At 60.7% G+C, this 24,341-nt stretch carries 22 protein-coding genes and 1 tRNA gene; 4 read left to right on the top strand and 19 right to left on the bottom strand.

The window, feature by feature from the left end:
• The 8 genes from QZ638_RS12140 to QZ638_RS12105 all read right to left on the bottom strand — a co-directional run.
• Window positions 1–734 (bottom strand): cation diffusion facilitator family transporter (locus QZ638_RS12140; protein ID WP_295810633.1); only part of this gene is annotated, 734 nt, incomplete at its 3' end.
• Window positions 735–751: 17 nt separating this feature from the next.
• Window positions 752–2,308, bottom strand: coding sequence for a methionine--tRNA ligase (gene metG / locus QZ638_RS12135; RefSeq protein ID WP_295810631.1), 1,557 nt, complete (start codon window positions 2,306–2,308; stop codon window positions 752–754).
• Between the two features lie 83 nt (window positions 2,309–2,391).
• Window positions 2,392–3,435: a DNA polymerase III subunit delta' gene (locus tag QZ638_RS12130; protein ID WP_295810629.1), complete on the bottom strand. Its 1,044-nt coding sequence runs from the start codon at window positions 3,433–3,435 to the stop codon at window positions 2,392–2,394.
• Window positions 3,435–4,100: a dTMP kinase gene (tmk, locus tag QZ638_RS12125; protein WP_295810627.1), complete on the bottom strand. Its 666-nt coding sequence runs from the start codon at window positions 4,098–4,100 to the stop codon at window positions 3,435–3,437. Before tmk ends, QZ638_RS12130 begins: the two co-directional genes overlap by 1 nt.
• A 135-nt stretch (window positions 4,101–4,235) precedes the next feature.
• Entirely contained in the window at window positions 4,236–5,399 is a 1,164-nt protein-coding gene (locus tag QZ638_RS12120) for a D-alanyl-D-alanine carboxypeptidase family protein (RefSeq protein WP_295810625.1), read from the bottom strand.
• A 159-nt stretch (window positions 5,400–5,558) separates the two neighbouring features.
• Complete coding sequence (locus QZ638_RS12115) at window positions 5,559–6,791, bottom strand: septal ring lytic transglycosylase RlpA family protein (RefSeq protein WP_295810621.1); 1,233 nt, start codon at window positions 6,789–6,791, stop codon at window positions 5,559–5,561.
• A 282-nt stretch (window positions 6,792–7,073) separates the two neighbouring features.
• Window positions 7,074–7,331, bottom strand: coding sequence for a hypothetical protein (locus tag QZ638_RS12110; protein WP_295810620.1), 258 nt, complete (start codon window positions 7,329–7,331; stop codon window positions 7,074–7,076).
• A gap of 190 nt (window positions 7,332–7,521) precedes the next feature.
• A tRNA-Ser gene (locus QZ638_RS12105) sits at window positions 7,522–7,611 on the bottom strand.
• Between the two features lie 157 nt (window positions 7,612–7,768).
• On the opposite strand from QZ638_RS12105, the gene QZ638_RS12100 reads away from it, so the two are divergent.
• Together QZ638_RS12100 and mazG are read left to right on the top strand one after the other, a co-directional pair.
• Window positions 7,769–8,815, top strand: a complete 1,047-nt coding sequence (locus tag QZ638_RS12100) for a dipeptidase (protein WP_295810618.1) — start codon at window positions 7,769–7,771, stop codon at window positions 8,813–8,815.
• A 25-nt stretch (window positions 8,816–8,840) separates the two neighbouring features.
• Window positions 8,841–9,662, top strand: a complete 822-nt coding sequence (gene mazG, locus QZ638_RS12095) for a nucleoside triphosphate pyrophosphohydrolase (protein WP_295810615.1) — start codon at window positions 8,841–8,843, stop codon at window positions 9,660–9,662.
• A 51-nt stretch (window positions 9,663–9,713) separates the two neighbouring features.
• Here mazG and hflX read toward each other — a convergent pair whose 3' ends face one another.
• From hflX to dusB, 9 genes are all read right to left on the bottom strand, one after another.
• The gene (hflX, locus tag QZ638_RS12090) at window positions 9,714–11,036 is read right to left on the bottom strand and encodes a GTPase HflX (RefSeq protein WP_295810612.1); all 1,323 of its coding nucleotides are present in this window, start codon (window positions 11,034–11,036) and stop codon (window positions 9,714–9,716) included.
• Window positions 11,037–11,084: 48 nt separating this feature from the next.
• Window positions 11,085–11,333 carry an RNA chaperone Hfq gene (gene hfq / locus QZ638_RS12085; protein WP_295810608.1) on the bottom strand — a complete coding sequence of 83 codons (249 nt, stop codon included), beginning with the start codon at window positions 11,331–11,333 and terminating at the stop codon, window positions 11,085–11,087.
• Between the two features lie 154 nt (window positions 11,334–11,487).
• Window positions 11,488–12,354 (bottom strand): D-amino-acid transaminase, encoded by an 867-nt coding sequence (locus QZ638_RS12080; protein ID WP_295810607.1) that lies wholly within the window; start codon window positions 12,352–12,354, stop codon window positions 11,488–11,490.
• A gap of 96 nt (window positions 12,355–12,450) precedes the next feature.
• Complete coding sequence (gene trkA / locus QZ638_RS12075) at window positions 12,451–13,827, bottom strand: Trk system potassium transporter TrkA (protein ID WP_295810605.1); 1,377 nt, start codon at window positions 13,825–13,827, stop codon at window positions 12,451–12,453.
• 108 nt (window positions 13,828–13,935) lie between these two features.
• A complete protein-coding gene (locus QZ638_RS12070) occupies window positions 13,936–15,297 on the bottom strand; it encodes a sigma-54 dependent transcriptional regulator (RefSeq protein WP_295810603.1) in 1,362 nt (453 codons plus the stop codon).
• Between the two features lie 3 nt (window positions 15,298–15,300).
• A complete protein-coding gene (locus QZ638_RS12065) occupies window positions 15,301–17,550 on the bottom strand; it encodes a PAS domain-containing sensor histidine kinase (protein WP_295810600.1) in 2,250 nt (749 codons plus the stop codon).
• 170 nt (window positions 17,551–17,720) lie between these two features.
• A complete protein-coding gene (gene ntrC / locus QZ638_RS12060) occupies window positions 17,721–19,169 on the bottom strand; it encodes a nitrogen regulation protein NR(I) (RefSeq protein ID WP_295810598.1) in 1,449 nt (482 codons plus the stop codon).
• Window positions 19,166–20,323, bottom strand: a complete 1,158-nt coding sequence (locus QZ638_RS12055) for a nitrogen regulation protein NR(II) (RefSeq protein WP_295810596.1) — start codon at window positions 20,321–20,323, stop codon at window positions 19,166–19,168. Before QZ638_RS12055 ends, ntrC begins: the two co-directional genes overlap by 4 nt.
• Window positions 20,320–21,318, bottom strand: a complete 999-nt coding sequence (dusB, locus tag QZ638_RS12050) for a tRNA dihydrouridine synthase DusB (RefSeq protein WP_295810594.1) — start codon at window positions 21,316–21,318, stop codon at window positions 20,320–20,322. The genes QZ638_RS12055 and dusB overlap by 4 nt, the downstream gene beginning before the upstream one ends.
• 147 nt (window positions 21,319–21,465) lie before the next feature.
• Between dusB and QZ638_RS12045 the strand changes: the two genes are divergently transcribed.
• Together QZ638_RS12045 and QZ638_RS12040 are read left to right on the top strand one after the other, a co-directional pair.
• Window positions 21,466–22,695 carry a bifunctional 2-C-methyl-D-erythritol 4-phosphate cytidylyltransferase/2-C-methyl-D-erythritol 2,4-cyclodiphosphate synthase gene (locus QZ638_RS12045; protein ID WP_295810591.1) on the top strand — a complete coding sequence of 410 codons (1,230 nt, stop codon included), beginning with the start codon at window positions 21,466–21,468 and terminating at the stop codon, window positions 22,693–22,695.
• Window positions 22,692–23,183: a CinA family protein gene (locus QZ638_RS12040; protein ID WP_295810587.1), complete on the top strand. Its 492-nt coding sequence runs from the start codon at window positions 22,692–22,694 to the stop codon at window positions 23,181–23,183. Before QZ638_RS12045 ends, QZ638_RS12040 begins: the two co-directional genes overlap by 4 nt.
• A gap of 2 nt (window positions 23,184–23,185) precedes the next feature.
• Here the strand turns inward: QZ638_RS12040 and QZ638_RS12035 are convergent, their stop codons facing one another.
• Both QZ638_RS12035 and QZ638_RS12030 read right to left on the bottom strand, forming a co-directional pair.
• Window positions 23,186–23,641 carry a type II toxin-antitoxin system RatA family toxin gene (locus QZ638_RS12035; RefSeq protein WP_295810584.1) on the bottom strand — a complete coding sequence of 152 codons (456 nt, stop codon included), beginning with the start codon at window positions 23,639–23,641 and terminating at the stop codon, window positions 23,186–23,188.
• Window positions 23,641–24,341: lipoyl synthase (locus tag QZ638_RS12030; RefSeq protein ID WP_295810581.1), on the bottom strand; the 701-nt coding region annotated here is incomplete at its 5' end. The genes QZ638_RS12030 and QZ638_RS12035, both read right to left, overlap by 1 nt.

The following is a 24,341-nucleotide window of genomic DNA, read 5'->3' as shown; positions in this document are numbered from 1 at the left end:
AGATCGCTTTCGATCTCGCCGAGAGAGATTTGGCTCGGTGTTCCCTCAAGCAGGATATGGGCCGAGTCCCGCACCACGAACCAGGCGCTGCGCAGAATGATGACCGCTACCACGACCGAGATGATCGGGTCGGCGGCGGTCCAGCCGGTTGCGAGGATGATCAGTGCCGCAACGATGGCGCCGACCGAGCCAAGCAGGTCGCCGAGCACATGGATCATGGCGCCACGGACGTTGAGATTGTCGCGGTCGGCGCCGTGCAGCACGAAGAACACGCCGATATTGACCAGCAGGCCGACGAAAGCGATGGCCAGCATCGTGCCGCCGAGCACCGGCTCCGGCGTTGCCAGCCGCTTGGCCGCCTCGACGAGGATCGCCCCGGCGATGACGAACAGCGCAAGGCCGTTGGCGAAGGCGACCAGCACCTGCAGGCGCTCGAAGCCGTAGGTCCGGCGGCCGTCCGCCGGCCAGCGCGAGAAGCGGAAGGCGAGCCACGCCATGAACAGGCCGGCGAAGTCGGTCAGCATGTGCCCGGCGTCGGCGAGCAGCGCCAGCGAGCCGGCGACCAGCCCGCCGGCCGCCTCCACCACCATGAAACCACCGGTGATCAGCGACGCCCAGAACAGCCGTGTTTCGTTGGCACCGTGGGCATGATCGTGATGACCATGGGCGTGGCTGTGACCGTGCCCATGGTCATGTCCATGATCGTGATCGCCGTGGCCGTGGTCGTGCGCCATCGCTTGCCTCCGGCGCGTCAGCCGGCCTTCTTGTCGTCCTCGCTGTCAACATAGCGCGGAAAGACCCCGGCGGGAGGCGGCAGCGCCGTCCCCGCGGTCAATCGGCCGCTGGCACCGAGGGTGGCAAAGCCGCGCCCCTGCTCCGGCACGGCGAGGAGGTCGAGCAGCTTCGCCGCCGAGGCCGGCATGGCCGGCTGTGCGAGGATCGCCACCTGGCGCACGACTTCCGCCGTGACGTAGAGCACGGTCTCCATGCGCACCGGGTCGGTCTTGCGCAGCGCCCAGGGTTCGGCCGCCGCGAAATAACGGTTCGCCTCGGCCACGACGGACCAGACCGCGTTCAGCGCCTGATGGATCTGCTGCGTTGCCATCGCCTCGCGGCAGAGCCCGTGCAGCGCGTCGGCGCGGGCGAGGATCGCCTCGTCCTCCGGCGACAGCGCACCCGGTGTCGGCACGGCCGCCCCGCAGTTCTTGGCGATCATCGACAGCGAGCGCTGCGCCAGATTGCCGAGATCGTTGGCGAGGTCGGCGTTGATGCGGTTGACGATCGCCTCGTGGCTGTAGCTGCCGTCCTGACCGAAGGGCACCTCGCGCATGAAGAAATAGCGCACCGGATCGAGCCCGTAGGCCTCGACCATGGCAAAGGGGTCGACGACGTTGCCGACCGATTTCGACATCTTCTCGCCGCGGTTGAACAGGAAGCCGTGGGCGTAGACGCGCTTCGGCAGTTCCACCCCGGCGCTCATTAGAAAGGCCGGCCAGTAAACCGCGTGGAAGCGCACGATGTCCTTGCCGATGATGTGGGTCGCCGGCCAGTAGCCCCAGCGCGGCGCCGTCTCTTCGGGGAAGCCGGCGGCGGTGAGATAGTTGGTCAGCGCGTCGACCCAGACGTACATCACATGCCGGTCGTCGTCGGGAACCGGCACGCCCCAGTCGAAGGTCGTGCGCGAGATCGACAGGTCCTTCAGGCCGCCCTTCACGAAGCTCGCCACTTCGTTGCGCCGTTCGTCGGGGCCAACGAAGTCGGGATTGCTCTCGTAAAGCGCGAGCAGCCGATCCTGATAGACGGAGAGGCGGAAATAATAGCTCTCCTCCTCGACCCACTCGACCGGCGAGCCGAGCGGCTCACGGCGAACGCCATCCTCGCCCACCGTCGTCTCGCTCTCGTCGAAATAGGCTTCCTGGCGCACCGAATACCAGCCGGTATAGCGGTCCAGATAGATGTCGCCATTGTCGGCCATCTTCTTCCAGACGGCCTGAGATGCGCGATGGTGTTGCTCTTCCGTCGTACGGATGAACCGGTCGTTGGAGCCGCCCATGGCGGCGATCATCTCGCGGAAAACGGTGGCGTTGCGGTCGGCCAGTTCCTGCGGTGAAATGCCTTCCTTGTCGGCCGTCTGCTGCATTTTCAGGCCATGCTCGTCCGTGCCGGACAGGAAAAAGACGTCTTTGCCGTCGAGGCGCTGGAAGCGCGCCATCGCGTCCGTCGCGATCACGGTGTAGGCGTGGCCGATATGTGGCTTGCCGTTCGGATAGAAAATGGGTGTCGTGATGTAAAAGCTATCGCGGGCCATTGGGGAGAAAGTCCAGAGAACATATTGCTTGATGTCGCCCAAATAGCGCATCGAGGTTGCGCATGCCAGTCCAACCTCGAGCTTCAGGCGTGGAATGCGGCATTAAGCCTGGCGGCAATGCCGGCAGCGTGCTGTTTCCGGTCTAGATTGAAGGTTTCCGCGTCGCGGATCGCAACACTGATCTCATCCCAGAGATCGGCTGCCGCTGCAGCCCCTGACGCGTCTCCGGCCTCGGCACGTGCCACGGCTTGCCGGTTGACCATCTCCAGAGCGGCGCGGTTGAATATGGAGAACTGCACGTCCCGGTCGCGGCCACTGACCGCCTCGCCCAGGCGCAACGCCTCTGCAGCGTCAAAACGGCGCTCGTTGACGAGTTTCTGCAGCACGTCGGCGATCTCCGCGCCTCCGAATTGCGATAGAAGAATTGCGTTGCGTACGCTGCCCTGGGCACGCGCGGCAATTTCGGTGTCGCTGTCCGTTTCACTCGCGCCAAGCTCGCGCAACAGCCCGGCAAGTTGCGGCGCATCGAGCTGTTGCAGCCGCACGATCTGGCAGCGCGAGCGAATGGTTGGCAAGAGACGCCCGAGCGAATGGGCAATGAGGATGAACACCGTGCGTGGCGGTGGTTCTTCGAGACTTTTCAGCAGCGCATTTGCGGCACTGACATTCAGATCGTCGGCCGGATCGACGATCACGACTCGATAGCCGCCATCATGCGGCGTCAATGAAAGAAACCGTTGGATTCGGCGAATTTCGTCGACAGTGATCACCGTCTTGAACTTCTTGTCGCGCTCCACGTAGGGACGGGTGAGGTGCAACAGCGAGGGATGTGCGTCCTGCGCAATCAAACGGAAAGCCTGCGCTTTCGGATCGGGAGCGGAGAATCGCGCCGGTGCCGTTTCTGCTTCCGGATGGGAGAAAAGATGATTGGCCAGATGAAAGGCCAGCGTCGCCTTGCCGATTCCCGGAGGGCCGGCAAACAGCAAACCATGGTGCAATTTGCCTGTCCGATATGCACCGGCCAACATGTCCGCAGCCCGTTCATGGCCGATAAGAATCGGGTTTTCCGCCGGTTCCGGAATGTCCGGCAACGTGTCGAAGCGCTCAGGTGCAACACGTTCAAACATCACGCCTCGCTCCTCTCGCGGTCGGTCGATGCCGCCGCCATGGCCAATTGCACAGCGCGCTGAATTGCTGCCGTAACCTTGTCTGCCGACATCGACGCGTCGATGACGACGCATCGTGCCGGCTCGGCTTTGGCGATCTCGAGGAACGCTTTTCTGCGTCGCCGGTGGATTGCAAGTGTTTCTTTCTCGAAGCGATCCGGGGCGCCCGTGCCACGCCGTGCACTGGCGCGACGCAGGCCCTCTTCCGGATCGATGTCTAGAACAAGCGTCAGGTCAGGCACCATGCCGTTCACGGTCACACGCTCGAGATTGCGCATGAAATCGTCGTCCAAATTGCCGGTCACCCCTTGATAGACGCGCGAGGAATCGAGAAATCGGTCGCACAAAACTACCGCGCCCCGCTCGATCGCCGGCCGGATCACCTGTTCCACATGATCGGATCGCGCTGCGGCGAAAAGAACCGCCTCCATCGCCGATCCGAATGGCTCGGCCGCACCGGAAAGAAGAACATGCCGGACCGCTTCGGCGCCGGAGGAGCCGCCGGGCTCGCGCGTGACGATCACATCGCGGCCCTCTTCGCGGAGACTTCTGGCGAGTTGGTCGATCTGCGTCGATTTTCCAGCCCCCTCGCCTCCCTCGAATGTGATGAAGAAACCGCGAGACAAGAGACTTTCTTCCTTTTGTCGCATTCCGCCAGCTTGATTGCCGAACACGTCCCTACTTAGGCGGTCGCCTCGTGAAGGTCCATGCCGAACTGTCACGATGCCGGTTTTGTGGATGGCTGGTCGCGTCGCGCGCAACTACGACCGGTATTTCCTCAGCCATCCGGTCAGCAATTCGCCAACCGCATCCAGCGCCCGGTCCGGGAGATCGCCTTTGCCGACGCTTTCCGCAGCGTAAAGCGGTGTTTCCTGGCTAAGCGTGTCGCCGATCCAGACCTTCAGCGTGCCGACGCGGACGCCTTCCTCCACCGGGGCCGGAACCGGCCCTTGATAGACGATGCGCGCGCGCAGCCGATCGGCATTTGTGATCGGACGAAAGATCGCGACGGGACCTTTCGCCTGCACCGCCAGATCCGCTTTGTCGCCGCCGAAAACCGTTATCCGGCCGATCGTTTCGCCGCCTTGGAAAATCTCTATTTTTTCGAAGGACCGTACGCCCCAATCCAGTATCTTGCGCGCCTCTTCCGCCCGTTCGTTCTCGCTCGAAAGACCGCTCATAGCCACGAACAGACGGCGGCCGTTGCGGTTCACCGCCCCTACGATCGCATAGCCCGAAGCGTCCGTGTAGCCGGTTTTCAAGCCTTCCGCTCCAATGTTCATGCGCAGGAGCGGGTTGCGATTGCGCTGCAGGATATTGTTCCAGCTGAAAGCGTCCTGCGCGTAATATTTGTAGAGTTCAGGGTACTCTTTCCAAAGATGAAGGGACAACGTCACAAGATCGCGCATGGTCACATGCTGACCTTCGGCAGGCAGGCCGGTGGAGTTGACGAACAGGGAATCCTTCAGGCCGATCTTCCTTGCCCGTTCGGTCATCAGTTTGGCGAAGTTTTCTTCGGATCCTGCCATACCCTCCGCGATGATGATGCAGCCATCGTTGGCCGACTGTACGATCACACCCTGAATCAGGGCCTCGAGAGGCACGGATGACTTGATCTCCGCGAACATGGTCGAGGTTCCGGAGACGGCGCCGCCGGTGCGCCAGGCATGCTCGCTGACATAAAACGCGTCGCTCATTGAAAGCCGCCCGCTCTTGAGCGCGTTGAACACGACTTCCATCGTCATCAATTTCGCGAGCGATGCCGGGGGAATCCGTTGATCTGGGTTTTTGGAGAAAAGGACAGTGCCCGTCTCCGCATCGACCAAAAAAGCCTGCTTTGCACGGGTTTCGAAAAGCTGCGCCAACGCTGCCTGGCTTCCCAGAAGCAGGAGACAGCAGGCAAAAATCAGAGACTTGTTTAGCATAGGAACCACGACCACGCCCCCCAAAAGCAGGATCTGTCCCAAATCTAGCGATACGAGCCCGGCAGAATCAACTGTTATGGCGCAATCGGGGCAGTTATCGGCAAGCGGAGCATTCACCCGCTTTTGTCGGCGCAATCGGCGCGGAGCCGTAAAACCACGCTATCGAACGATGAACGCATCCTGTGCACCGCCTGCCCAGGCGGCCTGAAGCAACCGGTCTATTTCTGCCTGGCGGTCCGGCGTGATGGTCAGCGTGTAAAAAATCACGCCGGTCTCATCGGACACGGCCTCGATCCGCGGCTCGCCGAGCGATGCCAAATCATCCGCCCGCGTCTGAGCCTCGGATTCGGTTTTCCAGGTGCCGATGTTTACGGTTGCGCCCGTCGTGAAACCGGCGCCGGAGCGTTCGCTGCGCAATCGCCACCAGCGTGTCACATCCTGTGAGCGAAGATCGCTGCCCAGCACGCTGTCGAATGCGCCAGCCGCCGCACTGATGCGTTGATCGGCGTAGGACAGAGCCGCTACATCCCGCGCAACATCGTCAAGCGGCAGCGTGCGCGGGCGATCGGGAACGATCGGTCCGGAAACGGGCAATTCGAACGCTGCCGATGCAGCGACCGGCCGCGGTGGCGTCAACCCCGGCTGACTGGCGAAAGCGTTGGCCGCTTTTACGCCCGGCAGGACGCCCGTCGGCGTCGTACCGTTCATGGCCACCATGACACCCGTGGGCAAACCTTCGGCGGGATCGGGCGCAACGCCGCTCGGCTTGTATGAAGCAAGGAGATACTCGTCGTCGCGTCCTTCGAGCGGCGCGGGGCCTACATATTCCACCTTCACCTGAGCCACGCCGGCGCTTTGGTAATCGAGAAGCTGGGCGGCACGCTTTGAAAGATCGATGATGCGATTGTGCGCGAAGGGTCCCCGATCGTTCACACGCACCAAAACGGAACTGCCATTGCCCATATTGGTCACACGCGCATAGCTCGGCAATGGCATAGTCGGGTGAGCCGCACTTAGATGCGTCATGTCGTAGACTTCGCCATTGGCGGTCAACCGGCCGTGAAATGCGTCGCCGTACCAGGAGGCCGAGCCGACCCTTTCATAGTCGGGGTCCTCCTTGGGACGATACCATTTTCCCTTGATCTGATAGGGTTTTCCGACTTGATAGCGCCCACCGCCGCGGCGCAGATTGGAACGCTTTGCGGAAACCCGTGGGCTGGCCTTCACGCCATATTCGGACTCGGCGAAATATTCCTTGGATTTGCTTTTGTTGACGGCGACTTTCGGAGTCGTGGACGTGCACGCTGAAAGCAAGGCAGCACATGCCGCGAATGCGATGGCGGACGATAAGCGGCGCGCCCTCATGCGGCGCGCGACAAACTCAAGGCTCATGCGTCCGTGTCTCCCCCGGACATCGAAATATCGTTCATGGTTGCGGGACTTCCCACTCAATAATACGCCGGAACCGAGGCGTTCCGGTCTTCGACAGTCCAGGATGCCCTCTGCACCCTGCCTGAAACACCTTAGCAAGCTGTAAATCATTTGTGGCAGCAAAGCGGCAAACTGCACAAATTGTGTCAACTTCGGCACATTTCGGATGCGGGTTTACGTTGAAGGCGATCAAGATGCAAATCGTACAATGGCGTTTGTTTTCTGCTGCCGGCGAACGAAACGTCAAGCGCCCTTTGGCGAATCGCTCTGGTCGGCATCGATTTGCGTCAGCAATTCGCGTGCCGCTTCGAGGTCGGTATCGACGACCTTGAGCTCGATTCCTTCGGTGGGCGCGCGCATATAGGGCACGGTTCCGGCAAACTCTGTGGCAGCGAAAGCGTAAATACCGTAGGCTTTTAGCATGCTTACATATAGTTTTGCTTCAATCACGCCGTCGCAGATTTTCAATGGAACCAACCGGCCAGGCATATCCGCTCTCATTCTACATCCGTCGTTGCGATCCGCCACCTACTGACGGCCCGGCTCTGGGAAGCCGATTTCTGATCGGCGATTGCCGGAGATTCCATGCCAGCCTCGATCGGAAGTGTATCCGCAATCGGACCGAGGCCGAAACACCATCGTTGGAATTCACCCGGAGCGCCGCGAAATGCCTTGTCTGCTCTGGCACATATGGCGGAGGGAGTGGGATTCGAACCCACGAGACGGTCACCCGCCTGCCGGTTTTCAAGACCGGTGCCTTCAACCGCTCGGCCATCCCTCCGGAAACTGTTCGGCGCTTTTACAGCCCACCTCGGCGCGACGTCAACTTGTTCCGTAAGGCGCGGCAACAATCACGATTTGCGTCCCCGCCTGCCCTTGCCTAGAACTAGCGGATCAAGACTCACGCAAGTCATTAGCGCGAACAGGCGAACTCCTTCATGACAGACATCATTCCCGTTTTCGACGGTCACAATGACGCGCTCCTTCGTCTTCACGAGAGCGGTCGGTCGGACGCCGAACAACTTTTCCTCAATGGCGCGGAACGCGGTCACATCGATCTTCCCCGTGCGCGCAAGGGAGGTTTGGCTGGTGGATTGTTCGCCATTTTCCCACCGCCTTTGAGCAATGGAAAGGAAAATGGCAGGCGCCCCGAGGATATGACGTTTCCGCAGCTTCAACAGTCCGATGCGCTTTCGTCCACGCTGGCCATGGCTGCTCTGCTCCAGCGTCTTGAACGCATGTCCGAGGGTCGTTTCGCCATTTGTCGAAATGTCGATGCCATTCGTCATGCCATGGCATCCGAAGCGCTGGCGGCGGTCTTTCACATCGAAGGCACTGAAGCCGTGGGCCCCGATCTCGACCTGATCGATGTGCTTTATGCGGCTGGCCTGCGTTCGCTTGGGCCGGTCTGGAGCCGATCGAACATCTTCGGCCACGGCGTTCCATTCCGCTATCCCGCATCGCCGGATATCGGCGAAGGATTGACGGAAGCGGGCAAGGCGCTCGTGCGCAAATGCAACCGCCTGCGAATCCTGGTCGATCTGTCGCATCTCAACGAGAAGGGTTTTCGAGACGTTCAGGCAATCAGCGATGCACCGCTCGTTGCAAGCCATTCCAACGTTCACGCCATCTGCGCCCAATCGCGCAACCTGACGGATTGGCAAATGAGCGCCATTAGGGAAACGGGCGGATTGGCCGGCCTCAATTTTTCGGTAAGTTTCCTGCGACCGGACGGTCGAACCAATGCCGATACCGATTTCGACATTCTGATGAGACATCTGGACGCCATGCTCGAAACGCTCGGCGAAGACGGTGTGGCCCTTGGATCCGATTTCGACGGCGCCATGGTGCCTCGCGTGATTGGCGATGTCGCGGGCCTGCCAAAGCTTATCGAAGCGATGAGCGTGCATGGTTATGGGCGCGAACTGATCGAGAAAATCGCCTGGCGTAACTGGCTTCGCGTTCTCGAACGCACAATAGGCTGAGATCTCGGGAAAACAGGAAACGACAATGCGGCCTTCAAAGGATATTACCAGGCTTATCGAGATCATGGAGGCACTGCGCCAACCCGAAACCGGTTGTCCGTGGGACGTGGAACAGGACTTTGCCTCCATAGCTCCCTACACGATCGAGGAAGCCTACGAAGTTGCCGATGCCATAGAGCGTAACGATCTGGATGATCTGCGCGACGAGCTTGGCGACCTCCTTCTCCAGGTGGTATTTCATGCCCGGATGGCGGAAGAAGAGGATCGTTTCGATTTCGGTGATGTGGTGGAGGCGATCACCGCCAAGATGATTCGACGTCATCCCCATGTCTTTGGCGACGCTGATGCCCGCGGCAAAGGCATGGCAAAAGGCATGTGGGAGAAGATCAAGGCGCAAGAGAAGGCGGAGCGCCTCGCCCGGCGTGTCAGGAACGGCGCACCCGCCGAAACCACGGCCTATCTGGACGATGTACCGCGAGCCCTGCCCGCGCTTATGCGCGCGCTGAAACTTCAGGTGCGCGCCGCCAGTGTTGGCTTCGACTGGGGTGAAACGGAGCCCGTTCTCGACAAGATCGAAGAGGAAATCGGAGAGTTGCGCGAAGCGCTTCTAGAGCGTGATGATGCTCATGCCGCCGAGGAATATGGCGATCTTCTGTTCGCAGTGGTCAATCTGGGCCGTCATATGGGATATGATCCGGAAGCGGCGCTTGCGCGCACCAACAACAAATTCCGCAAGCGCTTCGATTTCATCGAGCGCGAACTCTTCAAGGCCGGACGCACCCTGGACGAAGCCGATCTGAACGATATGGAAACGCTTTGGAAACAGGCGAAAACGAAAGCCGTCTGAATAGCCAAAATTCTTTAAAGTATTTTATAATCAAATAGATAAAAGATTCCCCTAAGCTTTTTTATGATCCTGTAGCTGCTCCTGGATTTCTTGCCGTGCAGCTTCCGTCATCTGAACATTCAATGTGATGCTGCCGTCATCATTGTCGTTCCTTTCGGTAACTTCGCTGTTGCGATAGATCCAGTCGAGCAACGACATGCGCTCGGGCGGGATCTCTATCGACAGCGCGACCATCTTGCCGGAGATGCGCTCTTCGATCAGCGCTAACAGCTCCGCAATGCCTTCGCCCGTCACCGCCGAGATCGCCAGGGGAGCGTTGTTCGCACGCGTTCCCTCGAGCAAGGCGTTGCGCTTTGCATTGTCCAGATTGTCGATCTTGTTCCAAACTTCCAGGACGCGCGTCCTGTCGGCTGCATCGACTCCGAGATCGCCGAGGATCTCTTCCACATCCGCTGCCTGAGCTGCGGAGTCGGGATCGGAAATATCGCGCAGATGCACGATCAAATCGGCCTCGACAACCTCTTCAAGCGTTGCGCGGAATGCAGCGACCAGATGCGTCGGCAGATCCGAGATGAAGCCCACCGTATCCGACAGTATGACGATCGTGCCGTGCGGCAACTGTACGCGCCGCAAAGTGGGATCGAGTGTGGCGAACAGCATATCCTCGGCCATCACGCTCGCGCCTGTCAGCCGATTGAAGAGCGTCGATTTTCCGGCGTTCGTGTAACCGACGATTGCCACGATGGGAAACGGCACTTTGCGGCGCTTTGCCCGGTGCAGGTCGCGTGTGCGTCGCACCTGCTCCAGCTCCTTCTTCAGTCGCATAATGCGTTCCTGAAGCTGGCGTCTGTCGGCCTCGATCTGGGTTTCGCCCGGACCGCCCATGAAGCCGCCGCCGCCGCGCTGACGCTCCAAGTGCGTCCAACTGCGCACGAGACGACCCCGCTGATACTCCAAATGCGCGAGGTCGACCTGAAGTCGCCCTTCCTTGGTACGGGCGCGGCGACCGAAAATCTCAAGGATCAAGCCCGTTCGATCGAGAACCTTCGCTTTCAGCGCCTTCTCCAGATTACGCTGCTGAACCGGTGTCAACGGGTGGTCGATAATAACCACTTCGATATCCCGTTCTGCGACGTTCTCGGCAATCTCTTCCAGTTTGCCCGTACCCATCAGGGTCGCAGGGCGCGGCGCGCTCACCGTCACTATCTCGGCAAGAACCACATCCAGGTCGATGGCCTCCGTCAAACCGATCGCCTCTTCGTGACGCGCATCGGATGCACGAAGAGACAGCGCGCTGCCTTCGGCAGCACGGCGTTCGGAGGTCAGGATGGGAGAGATCACGGCGGCGCGCGTAAGATCCGGCCGGGTCGTCAACCGATCGTCGCCCCGCGCAGCGCCAGCTGGTTTTCGTGCTTGGCCCAATCAGGATTCCCGATTGCTTTCCTCGGCGTCGTAAAGCTGCACGGGCTGGCTCGGCATGATCGTCGAGATCGCGTGCTTGTAGACGAGTTGCGAATGTCCGTCGCGGCGCAAAAGCACGCAGAAATTGTCAAAGGAAGTAACAATACCTGTCAGTTTGACACCGTTTATGAGAAAGATTGTGAGAGGGTTCTTGCTCTTGCGAACGGTATTCAGGAACAAGTCCTGCAGGTTTTGAGATCGTTCCGCCATTTTTTGGTCTTTCACCCATTCGCTGCCGTTCCGGCAGCCAGTAGCGCAAATATGACACGCTCCTGTCAAGAAACTCTGAGACAGAGGCTGCGTGATCACTTGATGCAAGTATTCGTCGGCTGTGCCGAGCCACCACCACCACTATGCGCGTTGGTTAACAGCTAGGACTTTTTTCCGCAATCGCAAAAAACGCGTCACGGAGAGAACGGGCAACCGTTCCGGGATGTCCGTTGGCCACGGGTTTTCCGTCAATGCTGACGACAGGCATCACCACACTCGTCGCGCTTGTCACGAAGGCTTCGCGCGCGCTTTGCGCCTCTTCAACCGAAAAAGCCCGCTCTTCAACCTTGAGATCGAGGCTGTCGGCGACCTTCATAACCGTCGCCCGGGTAATACCCCGCAGGATCCCGAAATCGGCCGGGCGAGTTACCAGGCTGCCATCCGTTGTGACGATCCAGGCATTGGTGGAGGCACCCTCTTTGACGGTTCCATCCGGATCCACGAACCAGGCTTCCTGAGCGCCCGCATCGACAGCCGCCTGGCGTGCAAGAACATTCGGCAGAAGGCCAATCGTCTTGATGTCCACCCGGTCCCAGCGATTTTCCGGAACGGTGATCACTGTCATTCCCTTTTCGGCCTTTTTTGCTGCGGCCATGGGATCCGCGCGCTTGGCCGTCACCACCAAGGCGGAGCGAACCGGCTTGGTCGGGAACGCATGGTCGCGCGGCGCCACGCCACGCGTTACCTGAATATAGACCAGGCCGTTGCGCACATGGTTGCGCCGGATAACCTCGCGTATGATGAATTCCAGCGCCTTGCGCTCCACCGGCCACTCCATGCGAAGCTCCCGCAGAGATCGGTCGAGACGGTCCAGATGCCCTTTCATGTCGATAATAAAGCCTCTGGAGATCTCGCAGACTTCATAGACGCCGTCGGCGAGCTGGTAACCGCGATCCTCCACGTGAACCATCGCGTCATTGTGATTCGCATAGCGCCCGTTCACGTAAGCAATGCGTGGCATGTGTCGGTCTCCGTCTGATGGATGTCGCCGTGTTGGGATGACGCGGCGTAAATGAGGGTTCTGTTTTGCCGCCGTGCGGCGTGTTTTTCAAGCGCCTCAGAAGAACTCCAGGCTGACACGGAACATCTGCTCTACCTGGCGCACCGCGCTTTCGAGCGCGAATATCACAACCCGGTCCTTCGGCTTGATCTTCAGCGAACCGCTTGGCTTGATGACAGCGCCGTCGCGATACACCGCGCCGATGCGCATGCCGTCGGGAAAATCCACCTCGCTTAGCGGCGGTCCGACCAGCGGCGAGGTTTCCAGCGCTTCCGCCTCAATCACCTCGGCGGCCCCGCGTTGAATGTTGTGGACGGCGCGGATGCGTCCGCGCCGCACGTGCTGAAGCACTTTCGAGATGGTGACCGAGCGGGGGTTCACATGCGCATCGATTCCCAGCGTTTTCGCAAAATCGTGGTAGGTCGGGCTGTTGATCAGAACGAGGTTGGAGCGGCAACCGAGACGCTTGGCGATCACGCTGGACAAGATATTGACCTGATCGTCATTAGTCAGCGCGACCATCAGATCGGCATGCTGGATATCGGCTTCCAGAAGCAGCTTCTGGTCGAGCGCGCTGCCGTGCAGAACAACGGTGCGCCGCAGCTTGTCGGCCAGCGCCACCGCACGATCGCGCGTGTTCTCGATCACCTTGACCTTGGTCCGGCTTTGCTTTTTCTCCATGGCGCGGGACACGTAGAGACCGATATTGCCGCCGCCGGCGATGACGATCCGCGTCGCCTCGCGCTCCTCGTGCCCGAAAAGGCCCAGCGTACGCCGCACCTGCTCGCGCGTCGTCACCACATAGGCAAGATCGCCGGCCATGAGTTGGTCGCCCGAATGGGGAATGAAAAGCTTGTCATCGCGCGACACACCCACAACCGTCGACGGCAGATCGGGGAAAAGCTCGGTCAACTGCGCCAGCGGCGTGTTGATGACCGGACACTCTTCAAGACATTCGATGGCCACCATGGAGACCTGGTCGTCGGCGAAACGCACCACATCCGTCGCGCCCGGCAGCGCGATACGGCGCATCACCATCTCGCCCACTTCCACTTCCGGCGAGATAATCACGTCGATCGGCAGATGATCGCGCGAGAACAGGTCCATATAATGCGACTGCAAATAAGATTGCGAGCGGATGCGCGCGATCTTGGTGGGCACGTTGAAGAGGGAATGCGCCACCTGGCAGGCAACCATGTTGACTTCGTCGAACAGGGTCACGGCGATGATCATGTCGGCTTCGCGCGCGCCGGCCGCGGCCAGCACGTCGGGATGCGCGCCGTGACCGACGAAGCCGCGCACATCGAGCGTGTCTCGCACGGCGCGAATCAACTCTGGCGAGGTATCGATCACGGATACGTCGTTTTGCTCGGCCGCCAACCGCTCCGCGATACCGAAACCGACTTGGCCTGCGCCACAGATAATGACTTTCATCGCCTGTTCCCTGCCTGAGCGAAGACCGGATCTCGGGTCTGCACGGCCCCTGCTCTATCGCTTTTCCGGCTCTGTGAAAACCTCGTCCGTCGTATGGACACCCGCTTGTCAGACGCCGAGCGACTTCAGTTTGCGATGAAGCGCTGAACGTTCCATGCCGACAAATTCCGCCGTGCGCGAAATGTTTCCGCCAAAGCGGTTGATCTGAGCCAGGAGGTACTCTTTTTCGAACAGTTCGCGCGCTTCGCGCAGCGGCAGCGCCATGATGTGTTGATCGGACTGGGTCGGCAAACGAGGCATAACATCGCCGATCTCAGCGGGCAGCAGATCGGCCGTTATTGGCGTATCCGGGCCGTCGCCACGGGTCAGGATCATCAGCCGTTCGATATTGTTGCGCAGTTGGCGCACATTGCCCGGCCAGTTATGCGCCTGAAGAACCGCCATGGCGTCGTTGCCGAGCGGGCGCGGCTTGATGCCGGCCTGTTCGCCGATTTGCTGCATAAAGTGATCGACAAGAAGCGGAATGTCCTCGCGACGATCGGCCAGTGGCGGAACGACCACGGGCACGACGGCCAGCCGATGGAACAGATCTTCGCGGAAGCGACCCTCGGCGATCAGAGATTCGATGTTCTGTGCCGTGGAAGAGATGATGCGCACATCCACTTTCACACGTCGTGTGCCGCCAACCCGCTCGAACTGCTGATCCACCAGAACGCGCAGAATCTTGCTCTGCGTGCCGAGCGGCATATCGGCCACTTCGTCGAGATAAAGCAGGCCGCCATGCGCTTCTTCCAGTGCGCCCACCTTTCTCTCGCCACCGTCGGATTCGGTGCCGAAAAGCTCGATCTCCATCCGCTCCGGCGTGATGGCGGCTGCGTTCAGTGTCACGAACGGGCCGGTGCTGCGCGGTGATGCCGAATGGATGGCGCGGGCGACGAGTTCCTTGCCGGATCCCGAAGGCCCCGTCAGCATGATACGGCTGTTCGAGGGGGCAACGCGCTCGATGGTCTGGCGCAGGTGATTGAGCGCTGCGGAATCTCCCACGAGATCGAAGGATGCGCCGCTGCGCTTCTTCAAGTCGCTCATCTCGCGCTTGAGCTTCGAAATCTCCAAGGCGCGCTCGCAAATCAGGATCATCCGATCCGTCTTGAACGGTTTTTCGATGAAATCGTAGGCCCCGCGCTTGATGGCCGAGACCGCCGTTTCGATTGTCCCGTGACCCGAAATCATCACCACGGGAACATGCGGATGGAGTTCCTTGATCTTGTCGAGGAGCGCCAGGCCATCGAGTTTCGAGCCTTGCAGCCAGATGTCGAGCAGAATCAGTCGTGGAACCCGTTCGGTTATCGCGGCGAGCGCACTGTCGCTGTCATATGCGGTGCGCGTTTCATGGCCCTCGTCGCTAAGAATGCCGGCGACGAGCTCGCGGATGTCTTCCTCGTCGTCTACGATCAGGATATCGGAAGCCATTTTCTACCTTTTTGTCGTCTCGGTGCCGCCGGCGTCTCCGGCGGCAGGAAGTATGATGCGGATCATCGCGCCGATCCCGTCATGGAAATCGGCCGGCGCGTCATGCAGTTCCAATCGGCCTCCATGGTCTTCGACAATCTTCTTGACGATTGCCAGGCCGAGGCCGGTGCCTTTCTCACGTGTGGTCATATATGGTTCGAGGAGCCGCTGCCGGTTTTCGCGTGGCAGTCCCTTGCCATTGTCGATGACTTCGATCTGAATGAAACGTCCGGTCATGCTGGCGGTGATGCGGATAGCGCCGGGTTGGCCGTTGCTCCGCTCCGCAGCGTCAATCGCCTCCGCGGCGTTTTTGATGACGTTGCCGAACGCCTGTCCCATCAAACGGGCATCGAAACGGCCCACGAGCGGCGTATCGGAAATCTGTCGTTCAAAGGCGATCTCGTTGCGCGCCACCTCGACCAGGAAGGAAGCTTCCCGCAGCGGTTCGCGCACATCGAGACGCTGGATGTCCGGTTTCGGCATGCGCGCGAAGGCCGAGAACTCATCCACCATTCGACCGATATCGCCGACCTGACGGATGATCGTGTCGGTGCACTGATCGAAGATTTCCCGGTCCTGTTCGATGACCTTTCCGAACCGGCGGCGAATGCGTTCGGCGGATAACTGAATGGGTGTCAGCGGGTTCTTGATTTCATGAGCGATGCGCCGGGCCACATCCGCCCAGGCCATCGAGCGCTGGGCCTGCATCAGGTCCGTGATGTCGTCTACGGTCACCACATAGGAGTGCTGATCGTCCTCGTTGACCCCCTCCTCCGTGGTGATCTGAATGTTGAACGTGCGTTCTGAACCGCCCCGAAAGAACGTCGCTTGTTCGCGGTAGACAGGGCGTCCCGATTTGCGACCGGTCTCGAACACGCGTCCGACATGCGGCAGAACGGCCGTCAAGTTGCGGTTCACCGCCTCGCGGGCGGAGATGTCGAGCATGGCTTCGGCCGAGCGGTTGACCATGGCAACCGAGCCATCGGCTTCCACGCCGATGACGCCGGCACTGACGCCCGAGAGCACCGCTTCGGTGAAGCGGCGGCGTTCGTCGATGACGTCCTTGGCTGCAATGAGCTGGTCGCGCTGCGATTTGAGCTGCTGTGTCATCTGATTGAACGTGTCGCCCAATAGGCCGACGTCGCCATCGGAAGCGCGCACAGGCACGGACACGTCGAGATCGCCCGTGGAAACGGCACCGGCCGCACCGATCAACTGGCGAATGGGGCGAACCAGCCGGTCCGCCACCGCAATGCCTGTCCAGATGGCAGCCAGAACGATGGCCAGAGTCACGACGAGATAAAGCAAGGCGAACGCAATCTGCGTGTTACCGCGATTGCCCTCCAGAGAACGGTATTCGTCGGTGTTGGTTCGGACGATCTGGCGCGCCTTGAGCACTTCGGGATCCAAAAGCGCACCGGTGTAGAGATAGGCGTCGGGAATTTCCTGAAGTTTGTAGACGGCCGTTACCAGATTGGTGCCGCCGATTTCATTGAAGGCAATCTGCGAATTGTTGGCGATTTCCATGGCGCCCTCGCCCGGGCGCGGCAGCGGAATGTCTTCCGTCATCTGCGCGCTCATGATGACGGAGCCGTCGTCGCGAACGAGTTCGGCGTCCGCCAGCCCTCGAAGCATTGCCTGACGCGTCATGAAATCGCGAAAACCGTAGCGGTCGAGATTGTAGAGCGTGCGGGCCTGGTCGAGCCGCGCGCCCATGCTCTCGGTTGTCCCCTGCAGGCTGCGCGCATTCTGCTGTACATAGGCATCCGCGATGGAGAGCGAAGAATAAACGATCACTTTGGTGCGCAGCTCGAACCAGCGATCGAGACCCAGTTCGAGCGTCACCGACGCAATCACGGCCACGAGGATGGCCGGTATCGCCGCCACCAGCGAGAACATCGCAATAATGCGCACGTGAAGTCGCGACGCCGCTCTTTGCCCTTTCCTGGATTTATAGATCCGCAGACCTTCCAGAACGATCAGCCCGAACAGGAGCATGATAAAGCCGAAATTCACGGCGATCAGCAAAAGTGTCGTCCGTTCGTCTGGCGTGAAAGGGGTGAGACCGAGGAGCACGGTAAAGGACACCGTGGCGGTAAGCAGCGCGCCGATGGCTGCGGCAACGCCGATATAGAAGACGGTCGAGCGCCCACGCCGGACAGGCGAAGCCCCTACGAAAGGCTGCATCGGCGAACTCTCGGACAAGCTGACCATCACTCCTGCTTCTGCTCTTCGTGCCGCTCTGCTTGTTGCACATATGCAACGACTGTAACCAACTGGCAACAGTTGCATTTCTGAACAATGCGGCATTGCTGGGGCAGAATGGGGATCGGACGAGGCGATTTCGATTTTCGACGGCTTCCGGTCGAGACCGTGCCGTCGGATCAGTTCGCGCCGCGATAAATGTTGATTCCGTAGTCCCGGATTTTTTTGCGCAGCGTGTTCCGATTAAGCCCGAGAAGGTCGGCAGCCTTGAGTTGATTGCCGCCGGTCGCCGTCAAGGCGGCTATCAGAAGAGGCTGTTCGACGTCTGCCAGCACGCGCTGATAAAGCCCCGTTGGAGGCAACTGGTCGCCAAACTGCGCAAAATAACTTTGAAGATGCTGTTCTACGGCCTGCGTCAACGTCGTTTCATCGGGCAGTACGTCCGTCTGGTTTCCCCGAAGCGCGCCAGCGGCGCGCAGTTCCTGCTCGATTATCTCGGCAGAAATCTCATCTTGAGGATAAAGAGCGGCCAACCGCCGTACCAGATTTTCCAGTTCGCGCACATTGCCGGGCCAACGGTAGCTCTTGAGACGATTGAGCCCGTCCGCACTTATCTGTTTGGGCTGCAATCCCTCCTGCTCCGCACGCGCGAAGAAATGTCGGGCGAGGTCCGGTATATCCTCCGCCCGCTCGCGCAACGGTGGCAATCGCAACGGAACGACGTTGAGCCGATAGAAGAGGTCTTCGCGAAAAAGCCCTTGATCGATAAGCGTTCTTGGATCCTTGTTGGTTGCGGCGACGATCCGAACGTCGGTGCGGATCGGCGTGCGCCCGCCGACGGTCGTGTATTCGCCCTGCTGCAACACGCGCAGAAGGCGCGTCTGGGCTTCCATCGGCATGTCGCCGATTTCGTCGAGAAACAGCGTTCCGCCTTCCGCCTGCTCGAAGCGACCGAAGGAGCGCGCCTGCGCACCGGTAAAGGCGCCTTTCTCATGGCCGAACAATTCCGACTCGATCAGGTCGCGCGGGATGGCGGCCATGTTGATGGCCACGAACGGCCCTTTCCGCCTGCGCCCGTATTCGTGCAGTGCACGGGCAACGAGTTCTTTGCCCGTGCCCGATTCTCCGTTGATCATCACCGTAAGGTCGGTTTGCATCATACGGGCAAGCAGGCGGTATATCTCCTGCATGGCGGCCGAACGTCCAATCAGCGGAAGGGCGTCGGGTGCCTCGGCGCTCGCAGTTTCCTTCTGGCCGGATTTCGGTTCGGAGAGCGCGCGTCCGACGATGTTGACGAGTTCCGTTAGATCGAAAGGTTTTGGTAGATATTCGTAAGCGCCCACTTCGGAGGCACGGATCGCGGTCATGAAGGTGTTCTGTGCGCTCATTGCGACGACCGGAAGGTCGGGCCGTGCCTTGCGAATCCGGGGCAGGAGATCGAACGCATTGCCATCCGGCATAACGACGTCGGTGATCACGAGATCGCCGTCTCCCGCTGAAACCCATCGCCAGAGCGTCTCGACATTCGACGTCACCCGCACCTCGTAGCCTGCACGTGAGAGCGCCTGGTTGAGCACCGTGCGGATCGCGGCGTCGTCATCGGCAACGAGAATGCTGAAACCGCTCATGATGCGTTCTCTTCTTTATCCGTTTTATTCGTCATGAGTCTTTGCCGGCGCGCCTCGCGCCAGGCCGGCATGAGTATCCGAAACACGGTACCGCGTTGGCCGGAGGATTCGCATTCGATTACGCCTCCGTGCGCGCCGACGATTTTCGCTACAAGCGCGAGTCCCAGGCCGGAACCGTTTTGTTTGGAGGTGACGAACGGATCGAAGATGATCTGTCTAAGGTCCTCTGGAATACCAGGCCCGTTATCGTGAACACAAAACTCCAGCGGCAGCGCGACCCGGTCGGGCGAGCCGGGCACCGACAATCGAATTCCTGGACGAAACGCGGTCGTCAGCCGTATTTCCCCGTCCTCGCGGTCGCCAATGGCTTCGACGGCATTCTTGACCAGATTCAGAAAGACCTGAATGAGCTGGTCACGGTTCGCCCAGACCGGCGGCAGAGACGGATCGTAATCCTCCACAATGCTGATCTTGCGTGCAAAACCGCTCTTGGCGACGGCCTTCACATGGTCGAGGACCAAATGAATGTTGATGGGATCGCGCTCCACGGGGCGTTCGTCGGAAAACACTTCCATGCGATCGACCAACGCGACGATCCGGTCCGTTTCCTCGGTTATGAGACGCGTCAGCGCCCGATCTTCGTCGGAAACGGCGTGTTCGAGCAATTGCGCTGCGCCGCGAATGCCCGATAGCGGGTTCTTGATCTCGTGTGCCAACATGGCTGCAAGTCCCGTCACCGAGCGTGCCGCTCCTCGATGCACCATTTGCCGATCGATCTTGTCGGCCATGGAGCGTTCCTGCAGAAGCAGCGCCACCGCGCCGGTAATTTCCGAGACCGGAGCGGCATGGATGTCCACCATGCGTTCCGGTCCCAGCCGCGGTGAGGAGATGTCGACACGGTATTCGTTGATCGCGACACGCTGCTCGCGCACCTGTTCGACCAGCGCTATCAACGGGCTGCCGAAGGGCACGAAATCGGAAAGACGGCTGCGCGCAAGAATCGAAGCGCCGGAGCGAAAGAAGTCCTCGGCCTCGGCATTCACCTCGATCATGAAGCCGTCCTGATCGACCATAAGGACAGGATGACGCAGCGTGTTGAGAAGCAGGCTGGCCGGGCCGGTTTCCATGCGCGCGCGCGCTCCTTCTCTGCTCATGCGGCCAGCCGATCCTCTTGTCTGCGAAACAGGTCTTGCAGGAGGCGGCTGACGTCCCGGTGGTCCGTTCCCGTCATAATCGCCTTTCGGGTCGCCGGCGCTACCTCCGTAAGATGCCGGTCCATATACCAGCCGAGATGTTTGCGCGCATGCCGGGTTCCGTGCTCGGTGCCGTAGAGCGCCAGCATTGCCTGATAGTGGTCGATCACGTAGTCGGCCAGATTGTCCGGCCGCCGTTGGGTGTTTGAAGCCACCACGCCGGCGATCCAGGGAGCGCCGTAATGAGCGCGGCCCACCATAACCGCGTCGGCACCGGAGGCTTCCAGCAAGCCTGCCGCATCGTCCGCCGATGTGACATCGCCATTGGCCACGACCGGGATGCGAACCGCGTTCTTTACGTCCGAAATGGCGGCCCAGTCGGCCTTTCCCTTGTAGAACTGGCAGCGCGTGCGCCCATGCACCGTAACCATGGCCACGCCCGCATCTTCCGCACGCTTGGCGATCTCCGGCGCATTCAATGTGTTTTCGTCCCAACCAAGCCGCATCTTTACCGTCACCGGGATTTGCACTGCGCCCACCACCGCCTCGATCAGACTAAGTGCATGCGCGGGTTCGCGCATCAGCGCCGAACCGGAATAGCCACCTGTCACTTTCTTGGCGGGACAACCCATATTGATATCGATAATGTCCGCGCCCTGTGCCTCAGCAATGCGCGCGCCTTCGGCCATCCAGTGCGCCTCGCGCCCGGCAAGTTGCACCATGTGCACATCCACATCCGGTCGGCGCAAGCGGCGTGCAGATTCCGCCTTACCCCGGGCGAGTTCGCCGCTCGCCACCATTTCCGAAACCACGAGCCCTGCGCCGTGCTCATAGGCGCGAGCGCGGAAGGCAAGGTCCGTCACGCCGGACATGGGCGCCAGAAACACCCTGTTGCGAATGGCAACGCCCCCGACCGAAAGCGGTGTCGAAAGAAAGTCAGCGGCTGAGATGCACAAATTTAAAGCACCTTTTTATCATGCTTAATAATTAGCCATTTCAGTGGAGGCCCGCAACTGCGTTTTTTGACGTTCGCCTTGATTCATGCAAATTCGGCTGGCCTTTCGCGGCCTGTATTATTATGCGTCTGCTTTATGGACAAGCAGATGACTCAATCCGACAGCGTGGCGGCCCGCCGGACGGGTGAGATCGCCGTTGTCATCGTCGCCGCCGGGCGCGGCGAGCGCGCGGGCCAATCGGTGGAAGGCCCGAAACAGTATCGTCAGATAGGCGGCAGGCCGGTTCTGCGTCACACTTTGGAAACGTTCCTCACCGATCCGCGCATCGGGCGCGTCGTGGTGGCAATCCACCCCGACGACGAGGCGTTGTTCGCCGAGGCCACGGCGGGTCTTACCGACGACCGCGTCATCGCCATTCATGGCGGGCACTCCCGCCAGGCCTCCACCCGGCTGGCATTGCTTGCGCTCTACGATCCTGCCCCCCGGACCGTGCTTATCCATGACGGCGTGCGCCCTTTCGTCGATCGGGAGCTGATCGACCGCATCGTTGCGGCGGTGGAAGACGATCGCGGCGCGTTGCCTTCGCTGCCCATCGCCGAAACGATCAAGCGCGCCGGGCCTGCCGGCAACATTGCCGAAACGGTTCCGCGGCATGACCTTCACGCCGCGCAGACACCGCAGGGCTTTCCGTTCTCGCTCATAGCCGCCGCCCATGAGCGCGCTCATAAACTCGGCCGCGAGGATTTTACCGACGATGCCTCCATTGCCGAGTGGGCCAGAATCCCGGTGCGTCTCGTTGCCGGGTCCGTCGACAATATCAAGCTCACCTGGGCACGCGATATCGGCCTGGCCGATGAGCGATTGACCCGCCCCAGCGCCTTTCCGGATGTGCGCACGGGCAATGGCTACGACGTTCACGCATTCGCGGAGGGCGACGCCGTGGTGCTGTGCGGTGTGACCATCCCGCACACAAAGCGTTTGTCGGGGCACTCCGATGCCGATGTCGGCCTGCACGCGCTGACCGATGCCTTGCTGGCCACCTGCGGCGCCGGTGACATTGGCACCCATTTCCCGCCATCCGATCCAAAATGGAAAGGAGCCGCGTCGAGCATTTTCCTCGAACACGCGGCCAAAATCCTACGCGAAACCGGCGGACGTATCGCCAATGCCGATGTAACCATCATCTGCGAAGCGCCGAAGATCGGTCCGCACCGCGAGGCCATGACCGCAGCCATCGCCGGCATGCTGGGCATCGCCGCGCATCGCATTTCCATCAAGGCCACCACAAACGAGAAAATGGGTTTTGTCGGCCGCGAGGAAGGCATCGCCGCCATCGCGACCGCCAGCGTCATCTATCCCGGCGAGGTGCCTGCATGAACCGTTGCCCGGCGCTCGCCCGCGCAGTTCTTTCCGCCTGCGGGGCCCGTGGCATGATGCTCGCCACCGCCGAATCGTGCACCGGTGGCATGATCACCGCCGCCCTCACGGACATTGCCGGTTCTTCGTCTGTCGTCGATCGCGGTTTCGTCACCTATTCCAACGAAGCCAAGGTCGAGATGCTCGGCGTTTTGCGCCAAACGCTGACGACCCACGGCGCGGTATCACGGGAAACGGCTCTGGAAATGGCGGGCGGCGCCCTCGCCCGTTCTCATGCCGACGTGACCATAGCCGTCACGGGCATCGCCGGCCCCGACGGCGGTTCGGAGGAAAAACCGGTCGGGCTCGTCTGGTTCGGCCTGGCCAAGAAGGGCCACGCACCCATCGCGCAATCCCATGTCTTTTCAGGGCGTAACCGTGCCGGCGTGCGCGAAGCGACCGTCGAGACCGCTTTCGACATGATTCTGTCGGCACTGCAGGAAACCTGAAATCAGGCACCCACGCCGTAAACCACGTCCGCGCGGCGCTCGAAGGCTTCGGAAAACATCCGGAATGCGCGGTCGAACATCGCCCCCATCACGGCACCCAGCATGCGACTCTTGAACTCGTATTCGATAAAGAAATGGATATCGCAGGCGCCCTCGCCTGCCGGCTCGAAGCGCCATTCGTTCTTCAGAAAGCGAAACGGACCGTCGACATAACGCACGTCGATCGCCGCATCGTCGGGCTTTAGCGTCACCTGGCTGGTGAACGTTTCGCGCAGCGCCTTGTAACCCACGGTCATGTCTGCGACGAGCAAGGTTATGCCGTCGCGCTCCTTGCGGGTACGCACGCTGAGCGCTTCGCACATGGGCACGAATTCGGGATATTTCTCGACGTCCGCAACCAGCGCGAACATGTCTTCGGGCGTGTGAGCCACGCGGCGAACGGTCTCGAATTTCGGCATCAGTTCGCAGCGGCGCCCGCATTCTCTAGACGCGCCTCGCGCGCGGCGCGCAATTTGGCGAAATCTTCGCCCGCATGGTGCGACGAGCGCGTCAGCGGGCTCGACGAGACCATCAGAAAACCCTTGGTGTAAGCCACCGTCTCATAGGATTTGAACTCCTCGGGGGTGATGAAGTTCTTTACCGGATGGTGCTTGCGTGTCGGCTGCAGGTACTGGCCGATGGTGAGGAAATCGACGTTGGCGGAGCGCAGGTCGTCCATGAGCTGGAGCACCTCGTTCCGCTCCTCGCCAAGGCCGACCATGATGCCCGACTTGGTGAACATCGACGGGTCGAGTTCCTTGACGCGCTGAAGCAGGCGCAGCGAGGCGAAGTAGCGCGCGCCAGGCCGCACCGTCAGATAGTGCGAGGGCACCGTTTCGAGGTTGTGGTTGAAGACGTCGGGCTTCGCCGCAACGACGACCTCAAGCGCGCCGTCCTTGCGCAGGAAGTCTGGCGTCAGCACCTCGATCGTGGCCTTGCTCGCCTTGCGGATGGCGCGGATGGTGCGGGCGAAATGCTCGGCGCCGCCATCGTCAAGATCGTCACGGTCGACAGACGTGACGACGACATGCTCAAGGCCGAGCCGCGCGGTGGCGTCCGCGACACGCTCCGGCTCGTCGGTGTCGAGCGGCTCCGGCAGGCCGGGGCGCACGTTGCAGA

It is taken from the genome of uncultured Nitratireductor sp., assembly GCF_913053745.1.
Taxonomy (GTDB): Bacteria; Pseudomonadota; Alphaproteobacteria; order Rhizobiales; family Rhizobiaceae; genus Nitratireductor.
Note: the sequence above shows the minus strand (reverse complement) of the source record. Positions and strands in the feature narration are given on the sequence as shown.

What these genes read in the sequence shown, in the direction of transcription:
- metG (WP_295810631.1), bottom strand. Translation starts at nt 2,308, where the DNA reads ATGGCCCGCGATAGCTTTTACATCACGACACCCATTTTCTATCCGAAC.
- QZ638_RS12130 (WP_295810629.1), bottom strand. Translation starts at nt 3,435, where the DNA reads ATGTTTGAACGTGTTGCACCTGAGCGCTTCGACACGTTGCCGGACATT.
- QZ638_RS12120 (WP_295810625.1), bottom strand. Translation starts at nt 5,399, where the DNA reads ATGCTAAACAAGTCTCTGATTTTTGCCTGCTGTCTCCTGCTTCTGGGA.
- QZ638_RS12115 (WP_295810621.1), bottom strand. Translation starts at nt 6,791, where the DNA reads ATGAGCCTTGAGTTTGTCGCGCGCCGCATGAGGGCGCGCCGCTTATCG.
- QZ638_RS12110 (WP_295810620.1), bottom strand. Translation starts at nt 7,331, where the DNA reads ATGAGAGCGGATATGCCTGGCCGGTTGGTTCCATTGAAAATCTGCGAC.
- QZ638_RS12100 (WP_295810618.1), top strand. Translation starts at nt 7,769, where the DNA reads ATGACAGACATCATTCCCGTTTTCGACGGTCACAATGACGCGCTCCTT.
- mazG (WP_295810615.1), top strand. Translation starts at nt 8,841, where the DNA reads ATGCGGCCTTCAAAGGATATTACCAGGCTTATCGAGATCATGGAGGCA.
- hfq (WP_295810608.1), bottom strand. Translation starts at nt 11,333, where the DNA reads ATGGCGGAACGATCTCAAAACCTGCAGGACTTGTTCCTGAATACCGTT.
- QZ638_RS12080 (WP_295810607.1), bottom strand. Translation starts at nt 12,354, where the DNA reads ATGCCACGCATTGCTTACGTGAACGGGCGCTATGCGAATCACAATGAC.
- trkA (WP_295810605.1), bottom strand. Translation starts at nt 13,827, where the DNA reads ATGAAAGTCATTATCTGTGGCGCAGGCCAAGTCGGTTTCGGTATCGCG.
- QZ638_RS12070 (WP_295810603.1), bottom strand. Translation starts at nt 15,297, where the DNA reads ATGGCTTCCGATATCCTGATCGTAGACGACGAGGAAGACATCCGCGAG.
- QZ638_RS12065 (WP_295810600.1), bottom strand. Translation starts at nt 17,550, where the DNA reads ATGGTCAGCTTGTCCGAGAGTTCGCCGATGCAGCCTTTCGTAGGGGCT.
- ntrC (WP_295810598.1), bottom strand. Translation starts at nt 19,169, where the DNA reads ATGAGCGGTTTCAGCATTCTCGTTGCCGATGACGACGCCGCGATCCGC.
- QZ638_RS12055 (WP_295810596.1), bottom strand. Translation starts at nt 20,323, where the DNA reads ATGAGCAGAGAAGGAGCGCGCGCGCGCATGGAAACCGGCCCGGCCAGC.
- QZ638_RS12045 (WP_295810591.1), top strand. Translation starts at nt 21,466, where the DNA reads ATGACTCAATCCGACAGCGTGGCGGCCCGCCGGACGGGTGAGATCGCC.
- QZ638_RS12040 (WP_295810587.1), top strand. Translation starts at nt 22,692, where the DNA reads ATGAACCGTTGCCCGGCGCTCGCCCGCGCAGTTCTTTCCGCCTGCGGG.
- QZ638_RS12035 (WP_295810584.1), bottom strand. Translation starts at nt 23,641, where the DNA reads ATGCCGAAATTCGAGACCGTTCGCCGCGTGGCTCACACGCCCGAAGAC.